Source organism: Mesorhizobium sp. Z1-4 (assembly GCF_004000235.1).
Classification (GTDB): domain Bacteria; phylum Pseudomonadota; class Alphaproteobacteria; order Rhizobiales; family Rhizobiaceae; genus RCIO01.
In genome coordinates this window covers 414,954-439,491 of sequence record NZ_RCIO01000001.1, presented here as the reverse complement: position 1 = coordinate 439,491, position 24,538 = coordinate 414,954, and the positions used below count along the sequence as shown (strand labels likewise).

Annotated in this window: 21 protein-coding genes; 14 read left to right on the top strand and 7 right to left on the bottom strand. The window is 63.3% G+C overall.

Going from position 1 to position 24,538, the window contains the following annotated elements; translation table 11 throughout:
* Nucleotides 1-136: 136 nt before the first annotated feature.
* The 5 genes from EP165_RS02145 to EP165_RS02125 all read right to left on the bottom strand — a co-directional run bounded on the left by EP165_RS02145 (nucleotide 137) and on the right by EP165_RS02125 (nucleotide 6,797).
* A complete protein-coding gene (locus EP165_RS02145; RefSeq protein ID WP_127519906.1) occupies nucleotides 137-769 on the bottom strand; it encodes a LysE family translocator in 633 nt (210 codons plus the stop codon).
* Nucleotides 770-850: 81 nt separating this feature from the next.
* Nucleotides 851-1,396 carry a hypothetical protein gene (locus EP165_RS02140; RefSeq protein WP_127519905.1) on the bottom strand — a complete coding sequence of 182 codons (546 nt, stop codon included), beginning with the start codon at nucleotides 1,394-1,396 and terminating at the stop codon, nucleotides 851-853.
* A gap of 56 nt (nucleotides 1,397-1,452) precedes the next feature.
* Nucleotides 1,453-3,405, bottom strand: a complete 1,953-nt coding sequence (locus EP165_RS02135; RefSeq protein WP_127519904.1) for a pilus assembly protein — start codon at nucleotides 3,403-3,405, stop codon at nucleotides 1,453-1,455.
* A 176-nt stretch (nucleotides 3,406-3,581) separates the two neighbouring features.
* Nucleotides 3,582-5,483, bottom strand: coding sequence for a VWA domain-containing protein (locus EP165_RS02130; protein WP_127519903.1), 1,902 nt, complete (start codon nucleotides 5,481-5,483; stop codon nucleotides 3,582-3,584).
* 108 nt (nucleotides 5,484-5,591) lie between these two features.
* Entirely contained in the window at nucleotides 5,592-6,797 is a 1,206-nt protein-coding gene (locus EP165_RS02125) for an EAL domain-containing protein (RefSeq protein ID WP_127519902.1), read from the bottom strand.
* A gap of 175 nt (nucleotides 6,798-6,972) precedes the next feature.
* On the opposite strand from EP165_RS02125, the gene EP165_RS02120 reads away from it, so the two are divergent.
* The 6 genes from EP165_RS02120 (at nucleotide 6,973) to EP165_RS02095 (ending at nucleotide 14,301) form a co-directional block, all read left to right on the top strand.
* The gene (locus tag EP165_RS02120; RefSeq protein ID WP_127519901.1) at nucleotides 6,973-7,833 is read left to right on the top strand and encodes a TIGR01459 family HAD-type hydrolase; all 861 of its coding nucleotides are present in this window, start codon (nucleotides 6,973-6,975) and stop codon (nucleotides 7,831-7,833) included.
* 15 nt (nucleotides 7,834-7,848) lie between these two features.
* On the top strand, nucleotides 7,849-8,841 hold the full coding sequence (locus EP165_RS02115; RefSeq protein WP_127519900.1) for a bifunctional riboflavin kinase/FAD synthetase: 993 nt from the start codon (nucleotides 7,849-7,851) through the stop codon (nucleotides 8,839-8,841).
* Between the two features lie 47 nt (nucleotides 8,842-8,888).
* On the top strand, nucleotides 8,889-9,587 hold the full coding sequence (locus EP165_RS02110; RefSeq protein ID WP_127519899.1) for an SDR family NAD(P)-dependent oxidoreductase: 699 nt from the start codon (nucleotides 8,889-8,891) through the stop codon (nucleotides 9,585-9,587).
* Nucleotides 9,575-10,336, top strand: coding sequence for an SDR family NAD(P)-dependent oxidoreductase (locus EP165_RS02105; RefSeq protein WP_164742932.1), 762 nt, complete (start codon nucleotides 9,575-9,577; stop codon nucleotides 10,334-10,336). Before EP165_RS02110 ends, EP165_RS02105 begins: the two co-directional genes overlap by 13 nt.
* 253 nt (nucleotides 10,337-10,589) lie before the next feature.
* Nucleotides 10,590-13,526: an isoleucine--tRNA ligase gene (gene ileS / locus EP165_RS02100; RefSeq protein WP_127519897.1), complete on the top strand. Its 2,937-nt coding sequence runs from the start codon at nucleotides 10,590-10,592 to the stop codon at nucleotides 13,524-13,526.
* Between the two features lie 130 nt (nucleotides 13,527-13,656).
* Nucleotides 13,657-14,301 carry a hypothetical protein gene (locus tag EP165_RS02095; RefSeq protein ID WP_127519896.1) on the top strand — a complete coding sequence of 215 codons (645 nt, stop codon included), beginning with the start codon at nucleotides 13,657-13,659 and terminating at the stop codon, nucleotides 14,299-14,301.
* Here the strand turns inward: EP165_RS02095 and EP165_RS02090 are convergent.
* Nucleotides 14,298-14,762, bottom strand: coding sequence for a nucleoside deaminase (locus EP165_RS02090; protein WP_127519895.1), 465 nt, complete (start codon nucleotides 14,760-14,762; stop codon nucleotides 14,298-14,300). The two genes, EP165_RS02095 and EP165_RS02090, sit on opposite strands and share 4 nt — an antisense overlap.
* 75 nt (nucleotides 14,763-14,837) lie before the next feature.
* On the opposite strand from EP165_RS02090, the gene EP165_RS02085 reads away from it, so the two are divergent.
* The 5 genes from EP165_RS02085 (at nucleotide 14,838) to EP165_RS02065 (ending at nucleotide 20,426) form a co-directional block, all read left to right on the top strand.
* Nucleotides 14,838-16,205 (top strand): pseudouridine synthase, encoded by a 1,368-nt coding sequence (locus tag EP165_RS02085; protein ID WP_245439961.1) that lies wholly within the window; start codon nucleotides 14,838-14,840, stop codon nucleotides 16,203-16,205.
* The gene (gene rsmD, locus EP165_RS20610) at nucleotides 16,186-16,740 is read left to right on the top strand and encodes a 16S rRNA (guanine(966)-N(2))-methyltransferase RsmD (RefSeq protein ID WP_245439960.1); all 555 of its coding nucleotides are present in this window, start codon (nucleotides 16,186-16,188) and stop codon (nucleotides 16,738-16,740) included. Before EP165_RS02085 ends, rsmD begins: the two co-directional genes overlap by 20 nt.
* Nucleotides 16,741-16,811: 71 nt before the next feature.
* Nucleotides 16,812-18,170, top strand: coding sequence for a M16 family metallopeptidase (locus tag EP165_RS02075; RefSeq protein WP_127519893.1), 1,359 nt, complete (start codon nucleotides 16,812-16,814; stop codon nucleotides 18,168-18,170).
* Nucleotides 18,170-19,531: a M16 family metallopeptidase gene (locus tag EP165_RS02070; protein ID WP_245439958.1), complete on the top strand. Its 1,362-nt coding sequence runs from the start codon at nucleotides 18,170-18,172 to the stop codon at nucleotides 19,529-19,531. The genes EP165_RS02075 and EP165_RS02070 overlap by 1 nt, the downstream gene beginning before the upstream one ends.
* Before the next feature lie 34 nt (nucleotides 19,532-19,565).
* Nucleotides 19,566-20,426, top strand: coding sequence for a patatin-like phospholipase family protein (locus EP165_RS02065; protein WP_127519892.1), 861 nt, complete (start codon nucleotides 19,566-19,568; stop codon nucleotides 20,424-20,426).
* On the opposite strand, the gene EP165_RS02060 is transcribed toward EP165_RS02065, so the two are convergent.
* Nucleotides 20,427-21,854, bottom strand: coding sequence for an MATE family efflux transporter (locus tag EP165_RS02060; RefSeq protein ID WP_245439954.1), 1,428 nt, complete (start codon nucleotides 21,852-21,854; stop codon nucleotides 20,427-20,429).
* 166 nt (nucleotides 21,855-22,020) lie between these two features.
* Here EP165_RS02060 and EP165_RS02055 point away from each other — a divergent pair, with 166 nt between their 5' ends.
* The 3 genes from EP165_RS02055 to EP165_RS02045 all read left to right on the top strand — a co-directional run bounded on the left by EP165_RS02055 (nucleotide 22,021) and on the right by EP165_RS02045 (nucleotide 24,517).
* A complete protein-coding gene (locus tag EP165_RS02055) occupies nucleotides 22,021-23,364 on the top strand; it encodes a TldD/PmbA family protein (protein WP_127519891.1) in 1,344 nt (447 codons plus the stop codon).
* Nucleotides 23,351-24,154, top strand: coding sequence for a 3'(2'),5'-bisphosphate nucleotidase CysQ (locus tag EP165_RS02050; protein ID WP_127519890.1), 804 nt, complete (start codon nucleotides 23,351-23,353; stop codon nucleotides 24,152-24,154). The genes EP165_RS02055 and EP165_RS02050 overlap by 14 nt, the downstream gene beginning before the upstream one ends.
* A 105-nt stretch (nucleotides 24,155-24,259) precedes the next feature.
* Entirely contained in the window at nucleotides 24,260-24,517 is a 258-nt protein-coding gene (locus EP165_RS02045) for a DUF4170 domain-containing protein (protein ID WP_127519889.1), read from the top strand.
* The last annotated feature ends 21 nt before the right edge of the window (nucleotides 24,518-24,538 follow it).

Below are 24,538 nucleotides of genomic sequence, written 5' to 3'. Positions count from 1 at the left end.
GGGAGCTTGCGACCGCGAGCCGGGACCCATTCCGGAACGGCTGTGAATTGCGCCCGCACCAGACGGAATGGATCCCGGACAGGCTTCGCCTTCCGGGATGACGGCGGTGCTCATTCTGCCTGCAAGCGGGAGGATATTACCGTCGCGCCTCTGTCGCCATGTTGACGGCGAGCGCGCCGAGCACCGTGCCCATCGCCCAGCGCTGCACGGTAAGCCAGAACGGGCGCTGCGCCAGAAATACAGCTATGGAGCCGGCCAGGATTGCGATGGTCGCGTTGCCGGTCACCGCGACGCCGATCTGCGTGAAGCCGAGCACGACCGACTGCAGGAAGATGCTGCCGGCTGTTGGGTCGATAAACTGCGGCAGAAACGACAGATACATCATCGCGATCTTGGGGTTGAGCAGATTGGTCACCAGACCCATCAGGAAGAGCTTTCGCGGGCTGTCGGCCGCCAGCTGCCGCACCTGAAACGGCGAGCGCCCGCCGGGCCGGATTGCCTGCCATGCAAGCCATGCGAGATAGGCTGCACCGGCGAGCCGCAGCGCATCATAGGCATAAGGCACGGCAAACAGCAGCGCGGTGATGCCGAAGGCGGCGGCCAGCATGTAAACAACGAAACCCAGCGCCACGCCGCCGAGCGAGATCAGCCCCGCCGTTCGGCCCTGACAGATCGAGCGCGAGATCAGGTAGATCATGTTCGGCCCGGGCGTCAGCACCATGCCGAGCGAGATCAAGGCGAACGCGATGATGTTGTGGAGTTCGGGCATTGGGTCGGCTCCGGCCAGCTTGCAGCCGCGTAGCACCGCACCTCCATCGACCCAATGGTGCAGAAGCGGAATTCAGCTGACCTAGGCCGTGAGTGCGGGGAGGTGCTGTTTCCAGAAGCCACGCCGGCGCGCGGCGTCGTCTTCACTTCCCAGCTTCTTGTGGGTGACGGCGACAAGCACCTTGCCGGGCGCTTTCTGTTCAAGCGCGCACTCGAAGCCGGTGCCGTCCTCAAGGTCGCAGCGCCAGTAACTGCGTTTGGGTGTCACGCTGGTGCGGGGGTTGCCCGCGCGGGCAACGCCGTCAAATGCGGCGGTGGTGTCGAGCCGCTTGCAAAGATTGGAGAAGATGCCCGCCACCTCGCCGTCGACCGTGCGGGTGGCAGAAACCTCGTAGCTGCCGTCGCTGCGCTGGCCCGGTTTGCGCCGTCCGATATGCTGCTCGAACGCGACCGTGATTGCCTGCGCCCACCAGCCATTGGCGTCGCCGGTCTCCTTGATACGTCGGGCGATCTCCGGATGCGGCATCTTGCCGGCGGCGATACGCTCCAGAAATGACAGCCACTCGTCCCAGCTGCGTGCCGTGCCGTCGGCGATTGCGTCCGTGCCGGCCGGTTTTGTTGCGCCCATGATGACCTCCGATCATGCCAAGGGTAAAAGCAGGCACACGGCTGTCAAGCACACCGTCAGCTCACGATGCGCAGGTTCGACAGCTCGTTGCCGATCTCCCTGAACGTGTCGGACAGGCTGCCGCCGGTTGCGTTCCAGTAGAGCTTGGCCGGCTGCCCGGAGGACTCCTTGCGGAAACGGGAATCCGATGCGCAGGCCTTGAGCGCCTGAATGGCCTGGTTCTCGCCGGCGTCGCCGGTCGAAAGATCGAGCGAAACCGTCATCACGATCACGCCGGCCGCCTTGGCGCCACCGCAGACCGAGGCGAGGTGCTGGTTGAGCGCGGCGGTGTAGTTGCCGTTGGAATAGTCGTAGAGGCCGAGCCCGCTTGTGCCTGTCATCAGGCGGGATGTGCCGGTTCCGTCGTAGCCGACGCCGGCATAGCCATAGGCGGAATAGGTCGATTTGTTGGATGCGGAATCGGAATAGCCGAGCGATCCTGGCGTGTAATAGGTGTTCACGCCGTCGGTGAGCACGATGACGATCTTGTCGTTGCCCTTTTCGCTGTCGGCCCGGCCCTCGGTGAAGGGTGCGCCGCTCGAAACGACGCGCCAGCCCCAGGCCAGCCCTTCGGGCACGTTGGTAGCGCCGCTCGGCTGCATGGCGTCGATCGCTCCTTTCACAGTGGCAATGCCCGCTTCGTTGGTCACATCGGTGAGCGGCGTGATCGGATTGGTGGTGCAGCTGTAGTTCGGGCCTGTGCCGTAGGAGCTGGAAGCCCCAAAGGGACGCACCTCGAAATATTTGGTCATGTTTGCCTGCCGCGTGGCCGCGGAGGCCTCGCTGCCGTCGTTCCACCAATTGTTGGGCGCGGAGTAGCTGTCGGGCGAGGGGTCTTCCGCGGTCGCCCAGCGGTCGCCCGCTTCGTCTGGAGCGAACATCGGCACGAACAGTGTCGCGGGATTGCCGTAAACGACGCCGATTTCGGAGACGCCCGCATCCGGCACCGTGTCAGAGACATTGTAGGGGTGAGGGCGCGCCTCGACGCACCCCTGCCAGCTGGCAAAGGTGCCGATCGTTTCGTCCCAGTAGCCTGTCTCTTTCCAGTAGCCGGATTTGCAGGTGCCGTTCCAGCGATACTGGGTGCAGATCCATTCCGTGCCGGTTGCGACCCACTCGCGCGAATCGACCTGTTTCATGTCCTTGAACAGCGAAAAGCGGCTCAGGATTGTGTTTTCGTCAGCGCCCCAGCCTTCGCCGCGCTTGTACCAGATCCCGCCAGTCTTTTCGGTGTAGCGGAACGGCTCCGAAAGGGTCGACCAGTTGAAGTTCTCGTGGTGAACCGGCGAAATGCCGGCTGTATCGATCCAGCTTTCTCCGCTCATCTGCGGGCCGACATTGACCGACGCCGCAAACGGCACCAGACCGAACTGAACCGGCTTTTCAACCTGTTTGATCTGCGCGGCCTGGAGTGCAAGCGTGTCGACGAGCTGCTTTGCCGCAGATTTCAGGAGGTCGATACGCTTCGATCCCGATCCCGAGCCCACATAGTCCATGGAGCCGGAATTATCGAGCACGAGCGCCACCTCGAGCGTGTTCTTGAGCCTGATTTCGGTGTCTGCGCTCGACCGGATCGACGTCGTAGCCTCGCGGTTCATCAGGTCGAGGAAGACGGGAAAGAAATAGGGCTTGTAGTCGAGCGTGGCGGACAACTTCAGCGTACCGCCTCCCGCCTGGTTGCTCGGCAGCTCAACCGACAGATTGGCATCGGCGGGATCCACCGGACCGAGGTTCGCTTGGAAGAAATCGTTGGCGTACGCGACGATCGCTTCGTCCGTTGCGCCTGACACGATCTGGCGCGCGGTCGCGATGCCGGCGGCATCGAGCGCGTTCAGCAGCGCCTGCCGTTCGCGGTTGAGCTCTGCATAGTCGACCGCAATCGCCAGACCGCCCATCAACGGCACGATCGCGGTCGCAACGGCAATCGCATAATTGCCGGCCTTGTCCCGACAGAAATCGAGGAAAAGCATTCGAGCAAACCCCAGCTAACCCAGCCAGCCATTTGACCGATGAGCTGCTAATTCGCCGTTTAGCTTCGTGTAAAAAATGTAAACCGGCTGTTAGGCGCCGGTTTACCAAGAAATCGACGCGTCAGCGAAAACGGCCCCGCCTGGATAGCGAGACCGTTTTCGTTGCTGGTTTCAGATCAGCCGACGATGCGCAGGTTGGACAATTCGTCAGCGATTTCGTCGAAGACATCCGACAGGTTGCCGCCCTTGGCGTTCCAGAACAGCTTTGCGGGCTGGTTCGACGCATTCTTGCGGAAGCGCGAATCCGAGGAACATTCCCTGAGCGCTGCGATCTGCGCCGCTTGGCCGGAGTTCGATGTCGAAAGATCGAGGGCCACCGTCATGACGATCACGCCGGCGCTCTTGGCATTGCTGCAGATGCCCAGCATGTGCTGGTTCAGCGCCGCCGAATAATTGTCGTTCGAGTAGTTTGTCGAACTCACGGAGGTGTCCATGAACAGACGCGATTTGGATTCGCCGGGCTGGTTTCTGCCGGCATATCCATAGGCCGAGTAGATGGACTCGCTGTTGGCGAGGTCGTTATAGCCGAGCGATTCGGGCGTGTAGTAGGTGTTCTCGCCATCGGTGAGAACGATGACCACCTTGTCGTTGCCCCTTTCGCTGTCCGGGCGCCCTTCGTTGAAGGGCAAGCCGCCCGAGACCACCCGCCAGCCCCATGCGATGCCCTCGGGGACATTGGTGCCGCCATTGGCGTCCATGTCGTCGATGGCGTCTTTGATCGAGTTCAGTCCCGCCGATGTGGACACATCAGTGAGTGCGGTGATCGGGTTTGTCGTGCAGCTGGCATTGGGCCCTTCGCCTTTGCCGGCGGCGGACTTGCCCAACGGCGCCGGCTCGAAATATTTCGGCGTATACCTCATGCGCGTGTAGTCACTGGAACTGCCGGTCATGTCGTCCCAGTAATTGGAATAGGCCCTCCGGTTGTATCCATCGCGCTGGTCGGTTTCGTCGGGCGCAAACATCGGGACATAGAGGGTTGCCGGGTTGCCGCTCGACGGCGGTGTATCCGTGCGGTTGTAGGGCGCAGGGCGCGCTTCGACGCAGCCCTGCCAGCTGGCATAGGGCCCGTAGGTATATACCAAGTTTCCCGAGGTCTCCCATTGCCACTTCTTGCACTTGGTCTTCTTTTTGTTCCACTTCTTGCACACCTTTTCGGTCGTGGTGACATACTTCTCGCCGGTGATGCGCTCCATGTCTTCGAACATGGTGAAGCGGGTGACGACCTCGCCTTCCTCGTCCTCCCAGTCGCTGCCCTTCTTGACGTAGACGCCGCCGGACAACTGGATTTTCCTGTTGGATTCAGGAAACGAGCCCCAAGCGAAGTTTTCGTGGTGAATGGGGGATATCCCGGTTGTATCCATCCACGACGCTTCATCGTATTGCGGGCCGACATTGACCGATGAGGCAAAGGGTACGAGTCCGAACTGAACCGGCTTCGCGACCTGCTTCATCTGACCGGCCTGGCCGGCCAGCTTGTCGACGAGGTTCTTCGAAGCGTTTTTGAGAAGGGACATGCGCTTCTGGCCGGAGCCCGAGCCCAGATAGTCCATCGAACCGGAATTATCGAGCACGAGCGCGACTTCGAGAGTGTTCTTCAGCCGGATCTCGGATACGGCATCGAAATGGATTTCGCTTGTCGCGCTGTCGTCGCCGATCAGCGCTGCGAACGCCGGCAGGAAGTAAGGATTGTATCTCAGATCGGCGGTGAGCTTGAGTGTGCCGCCGCCGGCGTTGTTTTTCGGCAAGACGACAGTCAGCGTTGCTTTGGCATCATCACCTAGGTTGGCGCTGAAGAAATCCTGAGCATAGGCGACCAGTTCAGCGTCCGTAGCACCGTCGACCACACGTCGCGCTGTCGCGATGCCGGCGGCATCGAGCGCGTTCAGCGTGAGCTGCCGCTGACGCGACATTTCCGTGTAATCGACGGCAATAGCCATGCCGCCCAGGATCGGCACGATTGCCGCCGCGGTCATCAGCAGATAGTTGCCGCGGGTGTCGGAAAGAAAACGACGCAACATTGCTCGGTTACCCCACCATGGCTCAATTTCGGCGGGATAATGCGCACAAACCCCTTAAAGCGGAGTTTTCGAATAATTCTATTCGCGGCGGGGGCTTTCACCGTTTGTTTACGTTGCGGCGAGCGCCGTGCGGCGCTTCGCGGGCGCCTTGAGCACCTTCGGGCCCGAGAAGCGCTCACCCTCCATGAGGTCGATGCCCAGGTCGATAAGGCCGACGGCGTCTTCATCGCGCTCGACGCCGGTTGCAATGATTTCGATATCGGCCGCCTGAAGCGCGGCGATCAGATCGGCCCCCGCCGGTTCGGCGGACCGCCGTCCCTTGCGGTCGAAAAGGCGGCCGGCCGGTACCTTGGCGTACCTTACGCCGCGTGCGGCAGCGGCCTTTGCTTCGTCTTCGTTGCCTGCCCAATCCTCCAGCGCGATTCGGAAGCCCTCCATCGTCAGACTGTCGAGGTTTTCCCGCACTTTCCCGCGCATGCCAAACGTGTCCGCGTCGAGAGAGAGCACCACCGACTTGGCCAGCGAGCGGTGCTGCGAGGTCAGTTGGGCGAGATTTTGCATCTCGTCATCATTGCCGAGCAGGGCACCCGATATCGCGACATGGAAGGGCATCTTTTCGCTTTCGGAACCGAGCTGACGGCGCCCGGCCTCGATCGCGTGTTTGAGCAGGCGCTGCTCGAATCCCGCCTGGTCGAGTCCCGAAACGGGACTCGTGAGGCGGCGAATGTCCCGGGCGGGGCCGCCCTCCATGTCTCCGACATGCGCATGCGCTTCGAACCCTGCCGCAACGCTTCTGGATACGGAAATGATGGGCTGCAGGCTGACCACCAGTTCGTCGATTTTCAGCGCATCAGCCATCGCAGCGTTGAAGTCGGAACCCGTATCTTGCGCCAGGTCGCCACGTGTCACGACCGGTGCCGGCCGGGGCCTGCGTGTCTCTGCCGCGGCGGCCGGTCGGGAGTTGTCGCCAGCCTGCGCTTTTGCCGACATGCTACGGATTTCGTCGGCGACCATCCGGTTGAGTTCGCCGATCGACGCGGAATCGCGCGTGCTGCGCGAGGCGATCTCATCAAGCGTCGTTTCGACCGAGCGCGAGAACCGGCGAAGTTCACCGCGCAGCGCGGCGACGCGGTTCATCGCGAAGAGTGCGATGCCGATTGCCGCCAGCGCGACAAGCGAGGCCGCAAACGCCGCAAGTGCAAACAGATTTTCCGAGATCGGTGGCGATGCCACCTCAGCCCCGTTGGACACCGAATAAAAGGCAATGGCCGCAATGGCCAGAACCGACAAAAACAATCCCCGTCGTGCAAACATTACCCAACACCGCTCTTGCCGGCGCCTGCGGCGCGGCCAAGCCCCCTCGCGATTGTTCTGCCACCTGGCATGCCGTCTGTTAAGCAAAAGCTCGTGACAGGGTGAACGGCTTCGGTTAATTGCGGGCGCTCGTCACCCACAACTCTCCGCCGGTCCAGAACGGATTTATTCAGCGATGACGGCATCTCTGCCGCGAAAAATCGATGCGCTTGCCGATATCTCCGGCGACTATGACGTGATCCTGTGCGACGTCTGGGGCGTGCTGCACAACGGAGTCGAGGCGGCGCTTCCTGCCGCTGCGGCGCTGGAGCGCGCACGTGTCGACGGCAAGATCGTTGTGCTGGTGACCAATGCACCGCGTCTGAAGCGGGAAGTGGAGGCGGGCCTCGATGCGCTCGGCGTGCCGCGTGCGGCTTGGGATCGCCTCGTCACTTCAGGCGATGTAACGCGCGACCTGATCGCCGAGGGCGCCCGCCGGGTTTACCACCTGGGAGCCGATCGCGATATCATGCTGTTTGACGGGCTCGACATAGAACTGGTCGAAGAATTCGAGGCCCAATCGGTCGTCTGCACCGGCTTGTTCGACGATGAGGCCGAAGCCCCGGACGACTATGCTGAAGCGCTTCGCCGCATGCGCGCCCGCGATCTGCCCTTCGTCTGCGCGAACCCCGATATCGTTGTCGAACGTGGCGACCGCCTCATCTGGTGTGCCGGCGCGCTGGCGCGCGACTATGCCCAGCTGGGCGGGCGGACGCTCATTGCCGGCAAACCGCATAAGCCGATCTACGATGCCGCGCTCAAGGCAGCCGCGGACACAGCCGGCCATGAATTGGTGGATCCGAGAGTTCTTGCCATCGGCGATGGCATCCTCACGGATATCAAAGGCGCATCGGCCGCCGGTTATGACGCGCTTTTCATCACCGCCGGAATTCATGCCGCCGAATATGGCGGCGGCGACCCCGCGCCGGCGAGCCTGTCCGCGTTTCTGACCGCACATGGTTTGTGGCCCCGCGCAACGATGCCGCGGCTGCGCTGATCGAGGCCGGACGAAATGGAAGACACCTTCGTTCGCCACCAGGGCTCAAGCGCAGTCCCCGCGAAGCTGCGCAATGCGGTTGTCGCGATCGGCAACTTCGATGGCGTCCACCGCGGCCATCAGGCCGTACTCGGGTCGGCGCTGGAAACGGGCCGCGCGCTTGGGGTGCATGTCGTCGCACTGACATTCGAGCCGCATCCGCGCAGTATCTTCCAGCCCGATCACAAACTGTTCCGGCTGACACCGGCACCGATGCGTGCCCGTATCTTGGCCGCGCTCGGTCTCGAAGGCGTGGTCGAGATCGCCTTCACCAGAGATTTTGCGCAGACCGAGGCCATGGACTTCGTTAGCACGGTGCTCGTCGGCGACCTGGCAGCGTCTCACGTGGTGACCGGGCATAATTTTCATTTCGGCCGCGGCCGTGCCGGCAATCCGGAATTTCTGAGCCAAGCCGGCCGCGATCTGGGCTTCGGCGTGTCGACCGTCGAACCGTTCTCCGATGAAGGCGGCGAGGTGATCTCTTCGACGCGCGTCCGCGAAATGCTGACGGCGGGCGATGTTGCGGTTGCAGCCGGCATTCTGGGTTATCGTTATACGGTTGCGGCTGAAGTTACGGCGGGAAAACAGCTCGGCCGCACGCTTGGGTTTCCGACAGCCAATATGGCTCTTCCCGACAGCAGCGATCTGCGCCACGGCATCTATGCGGTGCGGTTCCGGCGTGCCGACGGCACGGTTCACGACGGCGTCGCAAGTTTCGGCCGCCGCCCAACGGTGGAGAATGACGGAACGGTTCTGCTTGAGACATTCCTGTTCGATTTCGAGGGCGATCTCTATGGCCAGCAATGCGAAGTCTCGTTCTTCTCGTTCCTGCGCCCGGAGCTGAAATTCGACGGCCTCGACCCGCTGGTCGCCCAGATGCGAACCGATGCGGAGGAGGCGCGGGCGCTGCTCGCCGGTGTGGTGCCGCTCGGCGAACTCGATGCGAGGCTTGGCTTCGCGATATCGTGAAGCCAATGTGGCTCGACGCCAGGCGGCGCATTTTCTAACGAGCTTCGATGAAGCCGAATATATTGATCACCGGCGCGACTTCCGGCATCGGGGCTGCGCTCGCCGCCCGCTACGCCGGACGCGCAGAGCTGCTTCTTGCCGGCCGAATGCCTGAGCTCGAGGCCATGCCGATCCTTCCCGCCAATGCACACTATGTCGTGGCCGACCAGTCGGCGCCTGAGGTGGCGGCGTCGAACATCATGGCGGCGCTTGATCTATTGGGTTGGGAATCGCTTGATCTGGCGGTCCTCAATGCGGGCAGCGGCTGGTCTGGCGATCCGGCCAGCGAACCGGCCGGTTCGATCCGCAACACGCTTGAAGCCAATCTTGTCGCGGCGATTGCGCTTGCGTATGGCCTGTCGCCATTGCTTTCAGGCGGCCGGCTGGTCCTGATCGGTTCGACGGCCCGGCGCGGGGCGCCGCTGTTTGCCAGCTATGCCGCGGCCAAGGCCGGTCTCGACGGGTTGGCGCGCTCGCTTGCCGAAGAATGGCGCGGCCGGACAAAGGTGCAAGTCATCCACCCCGGCCCGGTGAGAACGGACATCCATGCCAAGGCGGGTTTCGACCCCGGCCGTGCCCGGCGGTTTTTTACATCGCCCGAAACGATGGCCCGGCTGCTCGAGCGGGCATTGGCAAGCCGCCGCAGCCGCCGCACGATCAGCTTCCCTCGCTACCTGGCCGCCGCGGTGACGCCGTGGCTCAGATAACCGGGCGCCGCCCGCGCGCGCTGGCGACGGGCGGCAGCGAGGGGCTTGGCGGGGCGTTTGTGGAATTGCTGCTGGCAAGCGGCTACGACGTCGTTTCGGTCGACCGCAACGCGCCGCCGGCGGCGAGCATGGCTGTTGGCATCATCTGCGACCTTGCCGACCGCGTTGCCCTCGACCGCAATCTGGACGCGATTGTCGCCGCCGGGCCGTACCGGCTGGTCCTGTTCAACGCCGGCGTCAGCGCGACCGGCAGGTTCGAAGCAGTGCCACTGGAGGCCTACCGGCGGCTGGTAGCGGTCAACACGGAAGCGCCGATGGTTCTGGCGTCTGCTCTGGTGAATGCGGACGCCGTGAACGGCCACCTCTGTTTCGTTTCGTCACTGTCGCATTTCACCGGTTATCCGGGTGCGGCGGTTTATGCCGCTTCAAAAGACGCGCTGGCGGCATATGCAAAAAGCGTCCGCAAGCCGTTCGCGCAGCGCGGCGTTTCGGTCACTGTGGCCTATCCAGGCCCGCTGCGCACCGCGCACGCCGCCCGCCACGCACCGCCGGGCGCCAGCGTTGAGCGTCGTACCGACCCTGCGGCTGCGGCCCGGCACATTGTTGGTGCAGCGCTGGCGGGCAGGGCGGCGGTTTATTCGGATGCACGCGCGCGCATGCTGGCACTGGCCGGTCGGCTGATGCCGGACCTGACGATCCGCGCCATGCGCCGGGTGATTTTTGACAGGCTTGACCGCGATGTCTGGTGATTAACCGGGCAGGATCTCGCCCGAGCCGGAAATCCGCCTCTTTATTCGCGCGGCGTGCTCGGCTAAAAGCCCGGCCATGAAAAGGCGTTTCTCCGGTTTCGGCCACATATCGCGAATTAGCCGCCCGGCCTTCCGCGCGCTCTGACGAGCGGGAAGGTCCGGGATTCGAACGCGTTTGAATACGCTACCTTAGCTAGAATTTCACACCAGCCGCCACGCGCCGAAGCGCCGCCTGCTGGTCCGAGAGACCGACATGACTGAAACCGCCGATAAAACCGACTATTCGAAAACGCTCTATCTGCCGCAGACGGAGTTTCCCATGCGCGCCGGGCTGCCGCAGAAGGAACCCGAGATCGTCGCCCGCTGGCAGGAGATGGACCTTTATAGTGTCTTGCGCGATGACGCTGCCGGTCGTCCCAAATACGTGCTGCATGACGGCCCGCCCTACGCCAACGGCAACATCCACATCGGCCACGCGCTGAACAAGGTGTTGAAGGACGTCATTACGCGTTCGTTCCAGATGCGCGGCTACGATTCGAACTACGTACCTGGCTGGGACTGCCACGGCCTGCCGATCGAATGGAAGATCGAGGAGCAATACCGCGCCAAGGGGCAGGACAAGGATCAGGTGCCGGTCAACGAGTTCCGCAAGGAATGCCGCGACTTCGCGCAGCATTGGATCGACGTGCAGACCGGCGAGTTCCAGCGTCTCGGCATCGTCGGCGATTTCAAGAACCCCTACACGACCATGAACTTCCACGCCGAGGCGCGTATTGCAGGCGAGCTGCTGAAATTCGCCATGTCCGGCCAGCTCTACCGCGGCTCCAAGCCGGTGATGTGGAGTGTGGTGGAGCGCACCGCGCTGGCGGAAGCCGAGGTGGAATATGCCGACCATGAGTCGGACACGGTGTGGGTGAAGTTTCCGGTCGCAGATGGTGTGTGGAGTCAAGAGTCATCCGAGTTGGATCATTTGCTAGATGCACATGTCGTCATCTGGACGACGACCCCGTGGACGATCCCCGGCAACCGCGCCATCTCGTTTTCGCCGCGCATCGCATACGGACTCTATGAAGTCACGGCGGCTGAAAACGATTTCGGCCCCCGGCCGGGCGAAAAGCTGATCTTCGCCGATGCGCTGGCCGAGGAATCCTTCGCGAAAGCAAAGCTCGAGTACAAACGCTTGCGCGATGTTCCCGCCGACGAACTCGGCGCCATCACCTGTGCGCATCCTCTCTCGGGCCTCGGCGGCGGCTACGAATTCGTCGTGCCGCTCATCCCCGGCGAACATGTCACCGACGACGCTGGCACCGGCTTCGTGCATACCGCGCCCGGCCACGGCCGCGAGGACTTTGACGCCTGGATGGATGGCGCGGCCGCGCTGCGCGGGCGCGGCATCGACACCGCGATCCCGTTTACGGTCGATGATGCCGGGTTCTTCACCAAGGATGCGCCGGGCTTCGGTCCCGACCGCGAAGGCGGGCCGGCGCGCGTCATCGACGACAACGGCAAGAAGGGCGATGCCAATCAGGCAGTCATCACCGCTCTGATCGAAAAGAACATGCTGTTCGCGCGCGGGCGGCTGAAGCACTCCTATCCGCACTCCTGGCGCTCCAAGAAGCCGGTCATCTTCCGCAACACGCCGCAATGGTTCGTCCATATGGATCTCGACCTTGGCGACGGCACGACGCTGCGGAGCCGCGCGCTGAGGGCGATCGACGACACGCGTTTCGTGCCCAAGGCCGGGCAGACGCGCCTGCGCGCCATGATCGAGGAGCGGCCCGACTGGGTGCTCTCGCGCCAGCGCGCCTGGGGCGTTCCGATCTGCGTCTTCGTGTCGGAAGACGGCGAGGTCTTGAAGGACGATGCCGTCAACGCCCGCATCCTCGAAGCATTCGAGGCCGAGGGTGCCGACGCATGGTTTGCCGAAGGCGCGCGCGAGCGCTTCCTCGGCAGCCGCGCCAACGAACCATGGTCGATGGTGCGCGACATTCTCGACGTTTGGTTCGATTCCGGCTCCACACATACATTCACGCTCGAAGACCGCCCGGACATGAAATGGCCGGCCGACGTCTATCTCGAAGGCTCGGACCAGCATCGCGGCTGGTTTCATTCATCGCTGCTGGAAAGCTGCGGCACGCGGGGCCGCGCGCCCTACGACACCGTCATCACCCATGGTTTCACCATGGCGGAGGACGGCCGCAAGATGTCGAAATCGCTCGGCAATCAGGTGTTCCCGCAGGACGTGATGGCGAAGTCGGGCGCCGACATTCTGCGCCTTTGGGTCATGACCACCGACTATTGGGAAGACCAGCGGCTCGGCCAGAACGTCATCCAGACCAATGTCGACGCCTATCGCAAGCTGCGGAATACGATCCGCTGGATGCTGGGCACGCTGGCCCATGACGAGGGTGAGGACGTCGCCGTCGCCGACATGCCGGAGCTTGAGCGGCTGATGCTGCACCGCCTCGCCGAGCTCAGCGAATTGGTTGACAAGGGTTACGACAATTTCGACTTCAAGCGCATCGTGCGTTCGCTGCTTGATTTCATGGTCGTGGAGCTTTCGGCGTTCTATTTCGACATCCGCAAAGACGCGCTCTATTGCGATGCGCCATCGAGCACGCGCCGCAAGGCGTCTCTGGTGGTCGTAAGGCACCTGTTCGACATTCTGGTCACCTGGCTTGCGCCGATGCTTCCCTTCACCATGGAAGAGGCCTGGCTTGAGCGTTACCCGGACGCCCGCTCGGTGCATCTGGAGCAGTTCCGCAAAGTGCCTGGCGAATGGCGCGACGATGCGCTGGCCGCCAAATGGCGCAAGATCAGGCAGGTGCGCCGCGTCGTCACCGGCGCGCTGGAGATCGAGCGCAAGGAAAAGACCATCGGTTCCTCGCTCGAAGCGGCACCGGTCGTCTATGTGGCAGACACTGAACTGCAGGCTGCGATCGCCGACCGCGACATGGCCGAGATCTGCATTACCAGCGGCATTTCGGTCGAGGCGGCCGATGCGCCAGAGGACGCTTACCGCCTGGACGATGTTGCGGATGTCGGCGTGGTCTTCGCGCGCGCAGGCGGAACCAAATGCGCGCGCTCCTGGCGCTACACCGATGATGTCGGCTCCGATCCGGAATTCCCCGACGTGTCGGCGCGCGACGCGGCGGCCTTGCGGGAACTTAAGGCTGTTGGCAGGCTTTGATTGCCCAAATCTGCCGCGTCGGCTAGAAAGCCACCAAATCCGGCGTCATCTTGTCGCCGGATTTGTACGGTTTGGGTTTGGGTGGATGAGTAACCGGCAGCAATGCCGGTGATGTGAGAGGCGGAACTCAGTGGTCAATTCCGATCAGGTGCGTCCAGTACGCGTTGCGCTCGTTGCCGGCATTGTGTCGGCGGCGGCAATTGTCCTGTCCGGCTGTGTTTCTTCGCCGACCTACGGCACCGACAAAACCGCTGGCAAGCAGTTGATGGAGGACGTATCCGGTATTCTGGCGCTGGGCCCTTCGCGCAAGAAGACGCCGCAGATTGCCTACAAGCCGCGCCCCGAACTGGTGACGCCTGAGACCACCGCCGTGCTGCCCGAGCCGCAGGACGACGTAACCACGGCGTCAAACCCGGCCTGGCCGGAATCGCCCGAGCAGCGTCTCGCGCGAATTCGTGCCGAAGCTGACGAAAACGCCGACAATCCGGTTTACCGGTCTTCCGTCATCAACGATACGCGGGAGCAGGGTACCGAGATCACCTATGGCGACCCGCTGCTTTCCAACGGAAGCAATCGCGAGCGTCTCGCTGAGATCAGGCGGCGCAAGTTGGATGCACAGGGCGGCAACCCGACTTCGCGCAAATATCTGAGCGAACCGCCGCTGGACTACCGGCAGCCGGCCGAAACTGCGCCGACCGATGAGCTCGGCGAATCCGAGTGGCGGAAGGAACGCAAGGCGCGGCGCGATGCAGGCGGCAGGCGTTCGCTGTTCTAGTCGGCCGCCCGGCCGCGCTTTTGCCGGAAAAAATCGACAAGCAGCGCCGCAGCCTCGGTTTCGCTGAAGCCTGAGTAGACTTCCGGCGCATGATGGCAGGTTGGCGAGGAAAAGAACCGGCCGCCATGCAGAACGGCTCCGCCTTTTTCGTCTGCTGCACCGAAATAGAGCCGCCTGATGCGCGCAAACGATATGGCGGCGGCGCACATCGCACAGGGTTCGAGCGTCACGTACAGATCTGCGTCGGTCAGCCGTTCAACGCCCAGTGCGGTGCAGGCCTGCCTGATCGCCAGAATTTCGGCATGCGCCGTCGGGTCGTTGAGTTCGCGGGTGCGGTTGCCGGCCTTGGCAATGACCGTGCCTGTGCGGACAATGACCGCACCGACGGGCACTTCGCCGCGTCCGGCCGCGGCACGCGCCTCGTCGAGCGCGGCGTGCATGTGGTCGTTCCGTTTGGTCATGTCCTGGCGCACGCGATTTCCCTCGCACCTTGAGCAGCCCTTTGTTAGTTAGCGGGCCTGACCAGCGAAAGCCACATGACACAAGATCGGCAAAAGCCGCCCAGGCGGCGCGAATTCGATAGCGGCAAGGGCAAACGCCCGGCTCCGGCAAAGAAACCGCATGCACCGGCGGGCGGCGAGGCCGAGCGCATCGCCAAGCGCCTGGCGCGGGCCGGTGTTGCCTCGCGCAGGGACGCGGAAGCGATGATCGCTGCGGGGCGGATTGCCGTGAATGGCAAGGTGATCGATAGCCCGGCGCTCAATGTCGGCGGCTCCGACAGGATTGAGGTGGATGGCACGCCGATCCCGGAGATAGAGCGCACCCGCCTTTTCCTCTACCACAAGCCTGCCGGTTTGGTGACGACGAACCGCGACCCACAGGGGCGCAAAACCGTATTTGAATCGCTGCCCTCCGACCTGCCGCGTGTCGTTACGGTCGGCCGGCTCGACATCAATACCGAGGGTCTTCTGCTCCTGACCAATGATGGCGGTCTGTCGCGGGTCCTGGAATTGCCGTCGACTGGATGGCTGCGCCGCTACCGTGTGCGTGTGCATGGCAAGGTCGACGAAAAGGCGCTGGCCGATCTCGGGGACGGCATTGCTGTCGATGGTGTTTTCTACGGCGCAGTCGAAGCATCGCTGGATCGTGTGCAGGGGTCCAATGCCTGGCTCACGCTTGGGCTGCGCGAAGGCAAGAACCGCGAAGTGCGCAACATCCTTTCCGCGCTCGGGCTGGAAGTCACCCGATTGATCAGGATTTCTTACGGGCCGTTCCAGCTCGGCGAAATGGCTGAAGGTGAAGTGCGCGAACTGCGGGGCCGCATGCTGCGCGACCAGCTCGGCGAAAGACTGATTGCCGAAGCAGGCGCGAATTTCGAGGCTCCCGTCATCAATCAGCGCAATCCGGAAAAAGCCGGCGACGCTCCATCTCCGCGCAGCCGCGATGCGAAGGGCTTCGGCGGCCGGGACGACAAGCGTGAGGCAACGCTTGCCCGCTGGTCGACCAAGGAGCCGCGCCGCGATGCCGCCGCCGGCAAGGAAGGCGAAAAACGACCGAACGATGAACGCCGTTCTCGTGCGTCGAACGTCTGGATGGCTCCCGGCGCGCGCCCGTCGGGGCCGAAGGCTGCCGCTTCCTCTGCCGCGAAAACGCCGCTCGCCGACCCCAACCGCCGCTTTTCAAAGAAGTCCGACAAGGACGGGCGGGACGGGTCCAAGCGCAGCGCCAATCCTGCCGGCAAACCGGCAGCCAGATCAGCGGATCGGCCAACCGGGAAATCAGCAGGCAAGCCGGGAAAACCGGCCGGAAAGCCAGCCGGAAAACCGTTCAGCAAACCCGGGCCGAAGGGGCAGCGTCCGGGTGGCAGGCAGGGAGGTCGCCCCGATGCGGGTCGTCGGAGGTAGTCTGCGTGGGCGTACGCTCGTAACGCCCAGTTCTCCCGCGATCCGGCCGACAAGCGACCGCACCCGCGAGGCGGTGTTCAATATTCTGGCGCATGCGCGTGAGGGCGGGCTCAATGGTCTTCGCGTGCTTGACCTGTTTGCCGGAACCGGCGCGCAGGGCATCGAAGCGCTTTCGCGTGGCGCATCTGCATGTCTTTTCGTGGAAGAGGCGGCAGAGGCACGCGGTATCATTCGCGACAATGTCGAGGCGTTCGGGCTGACGGGCGTCGCCAAGATTTTCCGGCGCGATGCCACCAGCCTGGGCAGCGCGGGCACCATCATGCCCTTCGATCTCGTCTTCGCCGATCCACCTTATGGCAAGGGCCTCGGTGAGACGGCGCTGTCGGCCGCGCGCGAGGGTGGGTGGTTGAAGCCCGGCGCGCGTGCCGTGCTGGAGGAGGCGTCGAGCGCAGCATTCGCGCTTCCGGCCGGTTTCGTACTCACCGATGAGCGCGAATATGGCGACACCGTCATTCGTTTTCTCGACCTTGCCTGACTTTGCGCTAAATTCAGTGACCTGATTCCGGCATTTAATGCCGCCCCACGATTCTCATCCGGGAATTACGAATGCATCTCCGATACATCGCCAAGCGTCTGCGTTTCGCCCTGGTTGCAGCTGTCATGGGGCTGTTTGTAGCGCTAGCGCATGCGGACAACGGTGCCACCAGTTTCATGCTCGACAACGGGCTCCAGATCGTCGTCATCCCTGACCGCCGGGCGCCGGTGGTCACCCACATGGTCTGGTACAAGGTCGGCAGCGCGGATGAGGAGCCCGGGCGCTCCGGCATCGCCCATTTCCTCGAACATCTGATGTTCAAGGGAACGCAGAAATATGCCGCGGGCGAATTTTCCGCAGCAGTCGCCGCGATCGGCGGCAACGACAACGCGTTCACTTCAAGTGACTACACCGCCTATTACCAGCAGGTCAGCCCGGACGCTCTTCCCGCGATGATGGATTTCGAGGCCGACCGCATGCGCGGCCTGATCCTGACCGAGGAGGTCGTTGCCCCCGAACGTGACGTGGTGATCGAGGAGCGCCGCGCGCGTGTCGAAGGCAGCCCTGGCGCCCTGCTCGCAGAGGAAGTCGAGGCGACCCTGTTCCAGAACCATCCTTATCGCATCCCGGTCATCGGCTGGATGCACGAGATCGTCAAACTCGACCGTGAACAGGCGCTAGAGTTCTACGATCTGCATTACGCGCCTGACAACGCTATCCTCGTGGTCGCCGGCGATATAGGCCCGGGCGAAGTCCGGGCAATGGCCGAAGCGACATACGGCAAGGTGCCGCGCGGCCCGAAGCGCCCGCAGCGTGTCCGGCCGCAGGAACCACGGCAGGATACGACGCGAACCGTGACCATGTACGACCCTCGCGTGGGCGTGCCCAGCCTGCAGCGCAGCTGGGTTGTACCCTCCTACACCAGCGCCGAACCGGGCGAGGCCGAGACGCTGGATCTTCTCGCGGAGATCCTGGGCGGCGGCGTGCGCAGCCGCCTCTATCAGCAACTGGTTGTGAAAGACGGCATCGCGGCATCCGCCGGCGCGGGCTATCGTGCGGCCGGCCTCGACGATACCAGCTTCAGCATCTTTGCGGCGCCGCGCGGAGACAATGACCTTGCCGCGGTCGAAAAGGCAGTCGAGGCCGAAATCGCGAGGCTGGTTGAGGATGGCGTCAGCGACGACGAATTGCGGCGTGCCAAGAACAGGTTCCTGCGCAGCATGATCTTTGCCAGGGACAACCAGACCGGCATGGCGCGCATTTATGGTTCGCTGCTCTCAACGGGATTGAGCATCGCGGATATCGAGGCCTGGCCCGGACGCGTGCGGGCCGTTACCGGCACCGACATTTCGAACGCTGCGCGTCGTTACCTGACAGCCGACACGCATGTGACCGGCTATCTTCTGCCGCAGGGGACGGTTGATCAGTGATGGCGAACGAAACTGCCCGTATGCCGATTGCGACACGCGCCGAAAATGCGCTGGCGACGGTTGTTCTCGCCCTGTTTTTCCTGACCTTTCCGGCACTTGGCCCGGCGCACTCGGCAGTGGACATTCAGGAAGTGCGGTCGAAAGGCGGCATCACTGCCTGGCTGGTGGAGGATTACACCGTACCGATCGTGGCGCTCCGGTTCATCTTCGAGGGCGGCTCGACACAGGATCCGGAAGGCAAGGAGGGCCTCGCCAACCTCATGACCGGCCTCTTCGATGAAGGCGCCGGCGATCTCGACGCCGACACCTTTCAGCTCGAACTGGACGACGCCGGCGCCGAAATGGGTTTCGACGCCGGTCGCGACGCTATCTCGGGCGGAATGCGCACGCTGGCCGAGACCCGCGGCGAAGCCTTCAGCCTGCTCAAGCTGGCGCTGACGCAGCCGCGCTTCGACCAGGCGCCGATCGATCGCATTCGCGCACAGATTGTCGCCGGTATTCAGTCGCGGGCCCGTGATCCCGAAACGGCGGCGCGGATCGCTTTCGCGGAGGCGGTCTATGGCGATCATCCTTACGCGCGGCGCAGCGAGGGCACGCCGGAAACGCTGGCGACGATCACCGGCGATGACCTGCGCACGCTGCATTCTCGGCTGTTTGCGCGCGAAAATCTCATTGTCGGCGTTGTCGGCGCCATCGACGCCGAAACGCTTGCGGCCGAGCTGGATCGCATTTTCGGCGAATTGCCCGCCAGCCCCGACCTGGTGCGGGTTGCCGATGTCGAACCGAAGCTCGGCAAAATGGTCAGTGTCGAATATCCGCTGCCGCAGACATCGCTCCAGCTCGCCTATCGCGGCATAGAGCGCGAGGATCCGGAGTTTTTCCCCGCGCTGCTGATGAACCATATTCTCGGCGGCGGCGCCTTCAGCTCGCGGCTGTTCGACGAGGTGCGCGAAAAGCGCGGGCTCGCTTATGGCATCGGCTCGTCGCTGTCGAACTCCCGTCATGCGGACCTGCTGGTCATCGGCACTGCGACCGACCCGGAGCGGGCGGATGAGGCACTCGGCGTCATTCGCGAGACGGTGGCGAAGATGGCCGAGGATGGGCCCACCGAAGCGGAACTCGATGCCGCAAAGCGTTACCTTCTGGGCTCCTATGCCATCAATAACCTCGACTCCTCCGGCGCAATTGCCAACACACTGGTCGGATTGCAGTTCGAGAAGCTCGGACTAGACTATATCGAACGTCGGCCCGCGCTCATTCGGGGCGTAACTCGCGAGCAGGCGGCCGCGCAGGCGCGCAGGCTGTTGAGCGAGGAGCCGGCGGTGCTGATGATTGGTCCACGCAAGACGGGCGACAACTAGTTTGGAAGCCACAGGCAACAGCAAGAGGGCGACGATGAGAGCAAACGCGCCAGCGACGGTCGCGATCGCGCTTGGTGCGGGCGGCGCGCGCGGGCTGGCGCACATCCATGTTGTCGAGACGCTCGATGAACTCGGTATCCGGCCGGTGGCAATCGCCGGGTCCTCCATCGGCTCGATCGTCGGCGCAGGCATGGCTGCAGGCATGACCGGTCGCGACATGCACGAATTTGTGCGCACAAATCTGGGCAACCGCGGTGAGGTCATGGCCCGCATATGGCGCTCGCGCCCGACCAGCCTCTCCGAGATGATGTCTGGCGGCCTGCGAGCACAGTTGAACATCGAACGTATCCTGCAGGCGTTTCTTCCCGAGGCCATCCCGAAAACGTTCGAAGAGCTGAAGATACCGCTACAAGTCACCACGACGGACTATTTCGGGCACAAATCGACGGTCTTCGATTCGGGCGAACTGCTGCCCGCCGTCGCTGCATCGGCCGCGATACCGGCCCTTTTCAAGCCGGTGCAGCGGGATGGCCGTCTTCTGGTCGATGGTGGCATCTGCAACCCCGTGCCGTTCGATCTCCTGCAGGGCAAGGCCGATATCGTCATCGCCGTCGATGTTGCCGGCGGACCGACCACGGGCCGTAAATCGGCGCCCAGCGCGATCGATCTGATGTTCGGGACAAGCCAGCTCATGATGCAGGCGAATACGGCGCTGAAACTCAAGATGCAGCGGCCGGACATCCTGCTGCGTCCGCCCGTATCGCGCTTCAGGGTGCTCGACTTCCTGAAGGTAGATGCGGTGATGGCCGAAACCGCTTCCATAAAAGACGAGATGAAGCGCCAGCTCGAGCGCGCGTTCGCCGGCGAAACGCTGCCCGTACCGGAGATCGGCTAGTCAGTGGAAGGTTGCGGCTTTTGCCGTCGAGAAGGGCGAATGCGATGACGGCGGCGGGCCGGGCAAAACATCGTCGGGTCCGGCTCCCTCGCTGGCAAGTTTAGCAACAACCCTGAACGCAACGATGATGGCTGCGATGCCGAACGGCACGGCGCCCAGCGCCCAGCCGGCGATGACGCCAAGCGCGCCGTAATACTGCGCACCGACCCACACGAAAGGAATAACGCCGAGCGTCGAACGTCCCCAGCTGAAAACCGTGGAATAGGTGGCGTAGCCGAGATTGTTGAAGGCGGCATTGGCAACGAAAAGGATGCCGTAAAAGACGAAAGAAGCGGCGGCGATCCGGCAGAAGAAGACAACGATGTCGCGCGCTTCGCCCTCTGCGTTGAAGAGACTTGCCAGAGGTTCCGCGGCCAGTGCCATCAGGGCCCAGACAATCAGCACATAAACGATGATGAACACGTTGGAATCGCGCAGCGCATCGCGGGCGCGGTCGTAATGCTGTGCGCCGACATTCTGCCCGATGATCGGTCCGACGGCGCCCGACAGTGCGAATACGCCTGCAAATGCGACAGGCAAGATGCGCCCTACGATCGCCCAGCCGGCAACGGCCTGATCGCCGAATTCCGCGATCTCTACGGTTACATAGGTGTTGCCGACCGGTGTCGCGACCTGGGTCATGATCGCCGGCACCCCGACGGCGAAGAAGGGCCGGACGGCCGCCGCCAGTTCGGCGCGTGTCGGAATTTTCACCAGCCGGTGAACGTAATGGGCGCCGTAAATGCCGACGGCGAGCAGCACGATGCGCGAAAGAACCGTGGCGATTGCCGCGCCATCCAGGCCCAGATCGAGCCCGAAGATCAGGATGGGATCGAGAACCGCGGTGGCCATGCCGCTGATCAGCGTGACATACATGGCCCGGCGCGCATCGCCCGCGGCGCGCAAAATGCCTGTCGCGCCCATGCCGATGGCGACAATGGGCGTCGATGGCAGGACGATCTGCATGAAACGCGTCGAAAGTTCGAGCGTGCGTCCGCGCGCGCCGATCCAATAGAGAAGATTTTCCAGAAACGGCCACGCAATCAGCACGACCGCAAGCATGATCACACCGAGGAAGATCATCGACGCTCCGCCAAGGCGGGCAGCCGTGTCGCGGTCGCCACGCCCAAGCGCGCGCGAAACCACCGCCGATGTCGCGATGGTGAGCCCAAGCGCGGTCGAGATGGTGAAGAACATCAGCGCACTGGCAAAGCCGATCGCCGCTGCCAGCTCTTCCACACCCAGCAAAGCTATGTAGAAGAGGTTCAAGGCGTCGACGATGAAGATGGCAAGCAGGCCGATTGAGCCTGTGGCGGTCATGACCACCACATGCCACATCGTGGAGCCGCTGGTGAACTTGGCGCCTTGGCCGGTGCCCGGGTTGCTCATCCGGCAATGCGCCGGGAACGCCGGCTCGGGCTAGCGTTTGCCATGATGTGCGCCCTCCCGGAAGAACTGTGCCAACGACACCGCAACCATTGCGCCGGACGGTGCTCGGCCATAGATGGACTGTTTATGCGCAAAAGCAACCAAAGATGAGTGCCGGAAAACCGATATGCAAGCAGACAGCGACGCAAATCACCTCTTAGACCTCGTTGCAGCTTTGGTCGAAGCCGCGAAAGCAGCCGGTGCTGACGCTGCCGATGCGGTGGCAGTGCGCGGGCGATCCACGTCCGTATCCGTGCGTCTTGGCAAGGTGGAGGGAACGGAATCGTCGGAGAGCGACGACATAGCCCTGCGTGTTTTCCTCGGAAAACGGGCCGCCAGCGTAGCCGGTAATGCTGCATCCGACCCGGCGGTGCTTGCCACTCGTGCCGTTGCGATGGCGCGCGTCTCGCCGGAAGACCCGCACCAGGGCCTTGCCGATCCGGCGCGCCTGGCAGCCACTCAGAAGGAGCTTGATCTGCTCGACCGCGCCGAGGTCTCCGCCGACGATCTGCGGGACGCGGCGCTTGAGATGGAAGAGGCTGCGCTGGCTGTTGCGGGTGTAACCAACTCCGGCGGCAGCAGCGCCTCTTCGGGCCTCGGCGGGCTGGTGCTGGCGACATCGGGCGGTTTCGTCGGCCAGTATGCCGGTTCGCGCTTTTCGCGCGCCATCAGCGTCGTGGCCGGTGAGGGGACGTCGATGGAGCGCGACTACGAGTTCTCCTCGCGTCCGCATTTTGCCGACCTCAGGAGCGCTGCGGAGATCGGCCGCGAGGCGGCCGAGCGCACCGTGCGCAGGCTTGGCGCCCGCAAGGCGCGTACCGGGCCAGTGACCGTGGTGTTCGACCCGCGCGTTGCGCGCGGTTTTGCCAGTCACATAGCCTCTGCCATCAACGGCGCTTCGGTCGCCCGCAAGACGAGCTTCCTGCGCGACATGATGGGCAAGCAGGTGGCAAGTTCGGCGATCACGGTCACTGACGATCCTCTCAAGGTGAGAGGTCAGGCCTCCCGCCCCTTCGATGGCGAAGGCGTTGAAGGCGAACCACTGACAATGATCGACGACGGCGTGCTGCATCACTGGTTTTTGTCGACATCGGTTGCGCGCGAACTCGGGCTTGAGACCAACGGGCGCGGCGTGCGTTCCGGCACCTCGGTCACCCCCGGCTCGACCAATTTTGCGATCGAGCCCGGGGAACGAACGCCCGGGGAACTCATGAGCGGCCTGAAGGAGGGCTTTTACGTTACCGAGGTCTTCGGCCAGGGCGTGAATATGGTGACCGGCGACTACAGCCGCGGCGCATCGGGCTTCTGGATCGAAAACGGTGTCCTGACCTACCCGGTTTCGGAAGTCACCATTGCCGGAAATCTGAAGGACATGTTTCTGCATGCCACGCCGGCGAGCGACATCGACAGGAATTTCGGCACCGCGGCACCGACGATCCTCATTGAAGGCATGACCCTTGCGGGCGCCTGACGGCGGCCCGGGCCCGCTGGACGATGAACTGGAGCTGATCCGCTCGGCTGCTGCGGAAGCCGGACGTATCGCTCTCGGCTATTTCCGCAAGGACCCCGAAGTATGGATGAAGGATGGCAAGTCGCCGGTGAGCGAGGCTGACTTCGCCGTCGATGCGTTTCTGCGCGATGCGCTGGGCGCTGCCAGACCCGATTATGGCTGGCTGTCCGAAGAAACGGTGGATTCCGCCGAACGGCTGTCGGCCCGCCGGACATTCGTGGTCGATCCCATCGACGGAACGCGTGCTTTTGTCGATGGCCGCGACGTCTGGTGCGTGAGCATCGCCTTGGTCGAAGATGGCCGGCCGTTGTGCGGCGTGTTGAACTGCCCCGCGCGCCAGGAGGTTTATGAGGCGGCCACGGGCGGAATGGCGAAAAAGAACGGCACCGCTATTGCCGTGAAGAAGCCTTCCGGCGCGCCGGTCGTCGCCGGGCCGCGCCCGCTGACCGACGCGTTGGGCGGCGCCTATCGCGGCAAACTGACCTTGCACCCTTATGTTCCCTCGCTTGCCTATCGGGTGGCGATGCTGGCCGAAGGCGCGATCGACGGCACATTCGTCAAACCGAACTCGCACGACTGGGACCTCGCCGCCGCAGACCTGATTCTTCAGCAGGCAGGCGGCCGGGTGCTGGATGCGCGCGGCGCCCCATTGCGCTATGCGACGCCGGACCCGGTGCTTGGAGTACTCGCGGCCGGAAGCGGACCGCTGCTTGATGCGATGGTGAAAACCATTGCCGATTACCGGGATTGAGCCGCCAAGGCGGTTTCATTGCGGGCGATTTTGGTCTAGTGATCCGGCACCGTTGGGGCGGGCGGCGAAAAAAACACAAACTGCCGCATTGTCAGGGCCATACTGATGTCCAAAGCTGAAACTACCGATCAAAAGCAATTGCTTCATCTCGTATTAGGCGGCGAGTTGTCGTCGCTCAAAGGCGTTCAGTTTCGTGACCTGGATTCACTTGATATCGTCGGTGTCTTTCCCGATTACAAATCGGCGGAAGTTGCTTGGCGTGCCAAGGCGCAGGCAACTGTCGACAACGCACATATGCGCTATTTCATCGTTCACCTGCACCGTCTTCTCGATCCCGAAACCGACGCCGGTTTGGCCGGTTAGCCCGCGGGGCATGCCGGAATG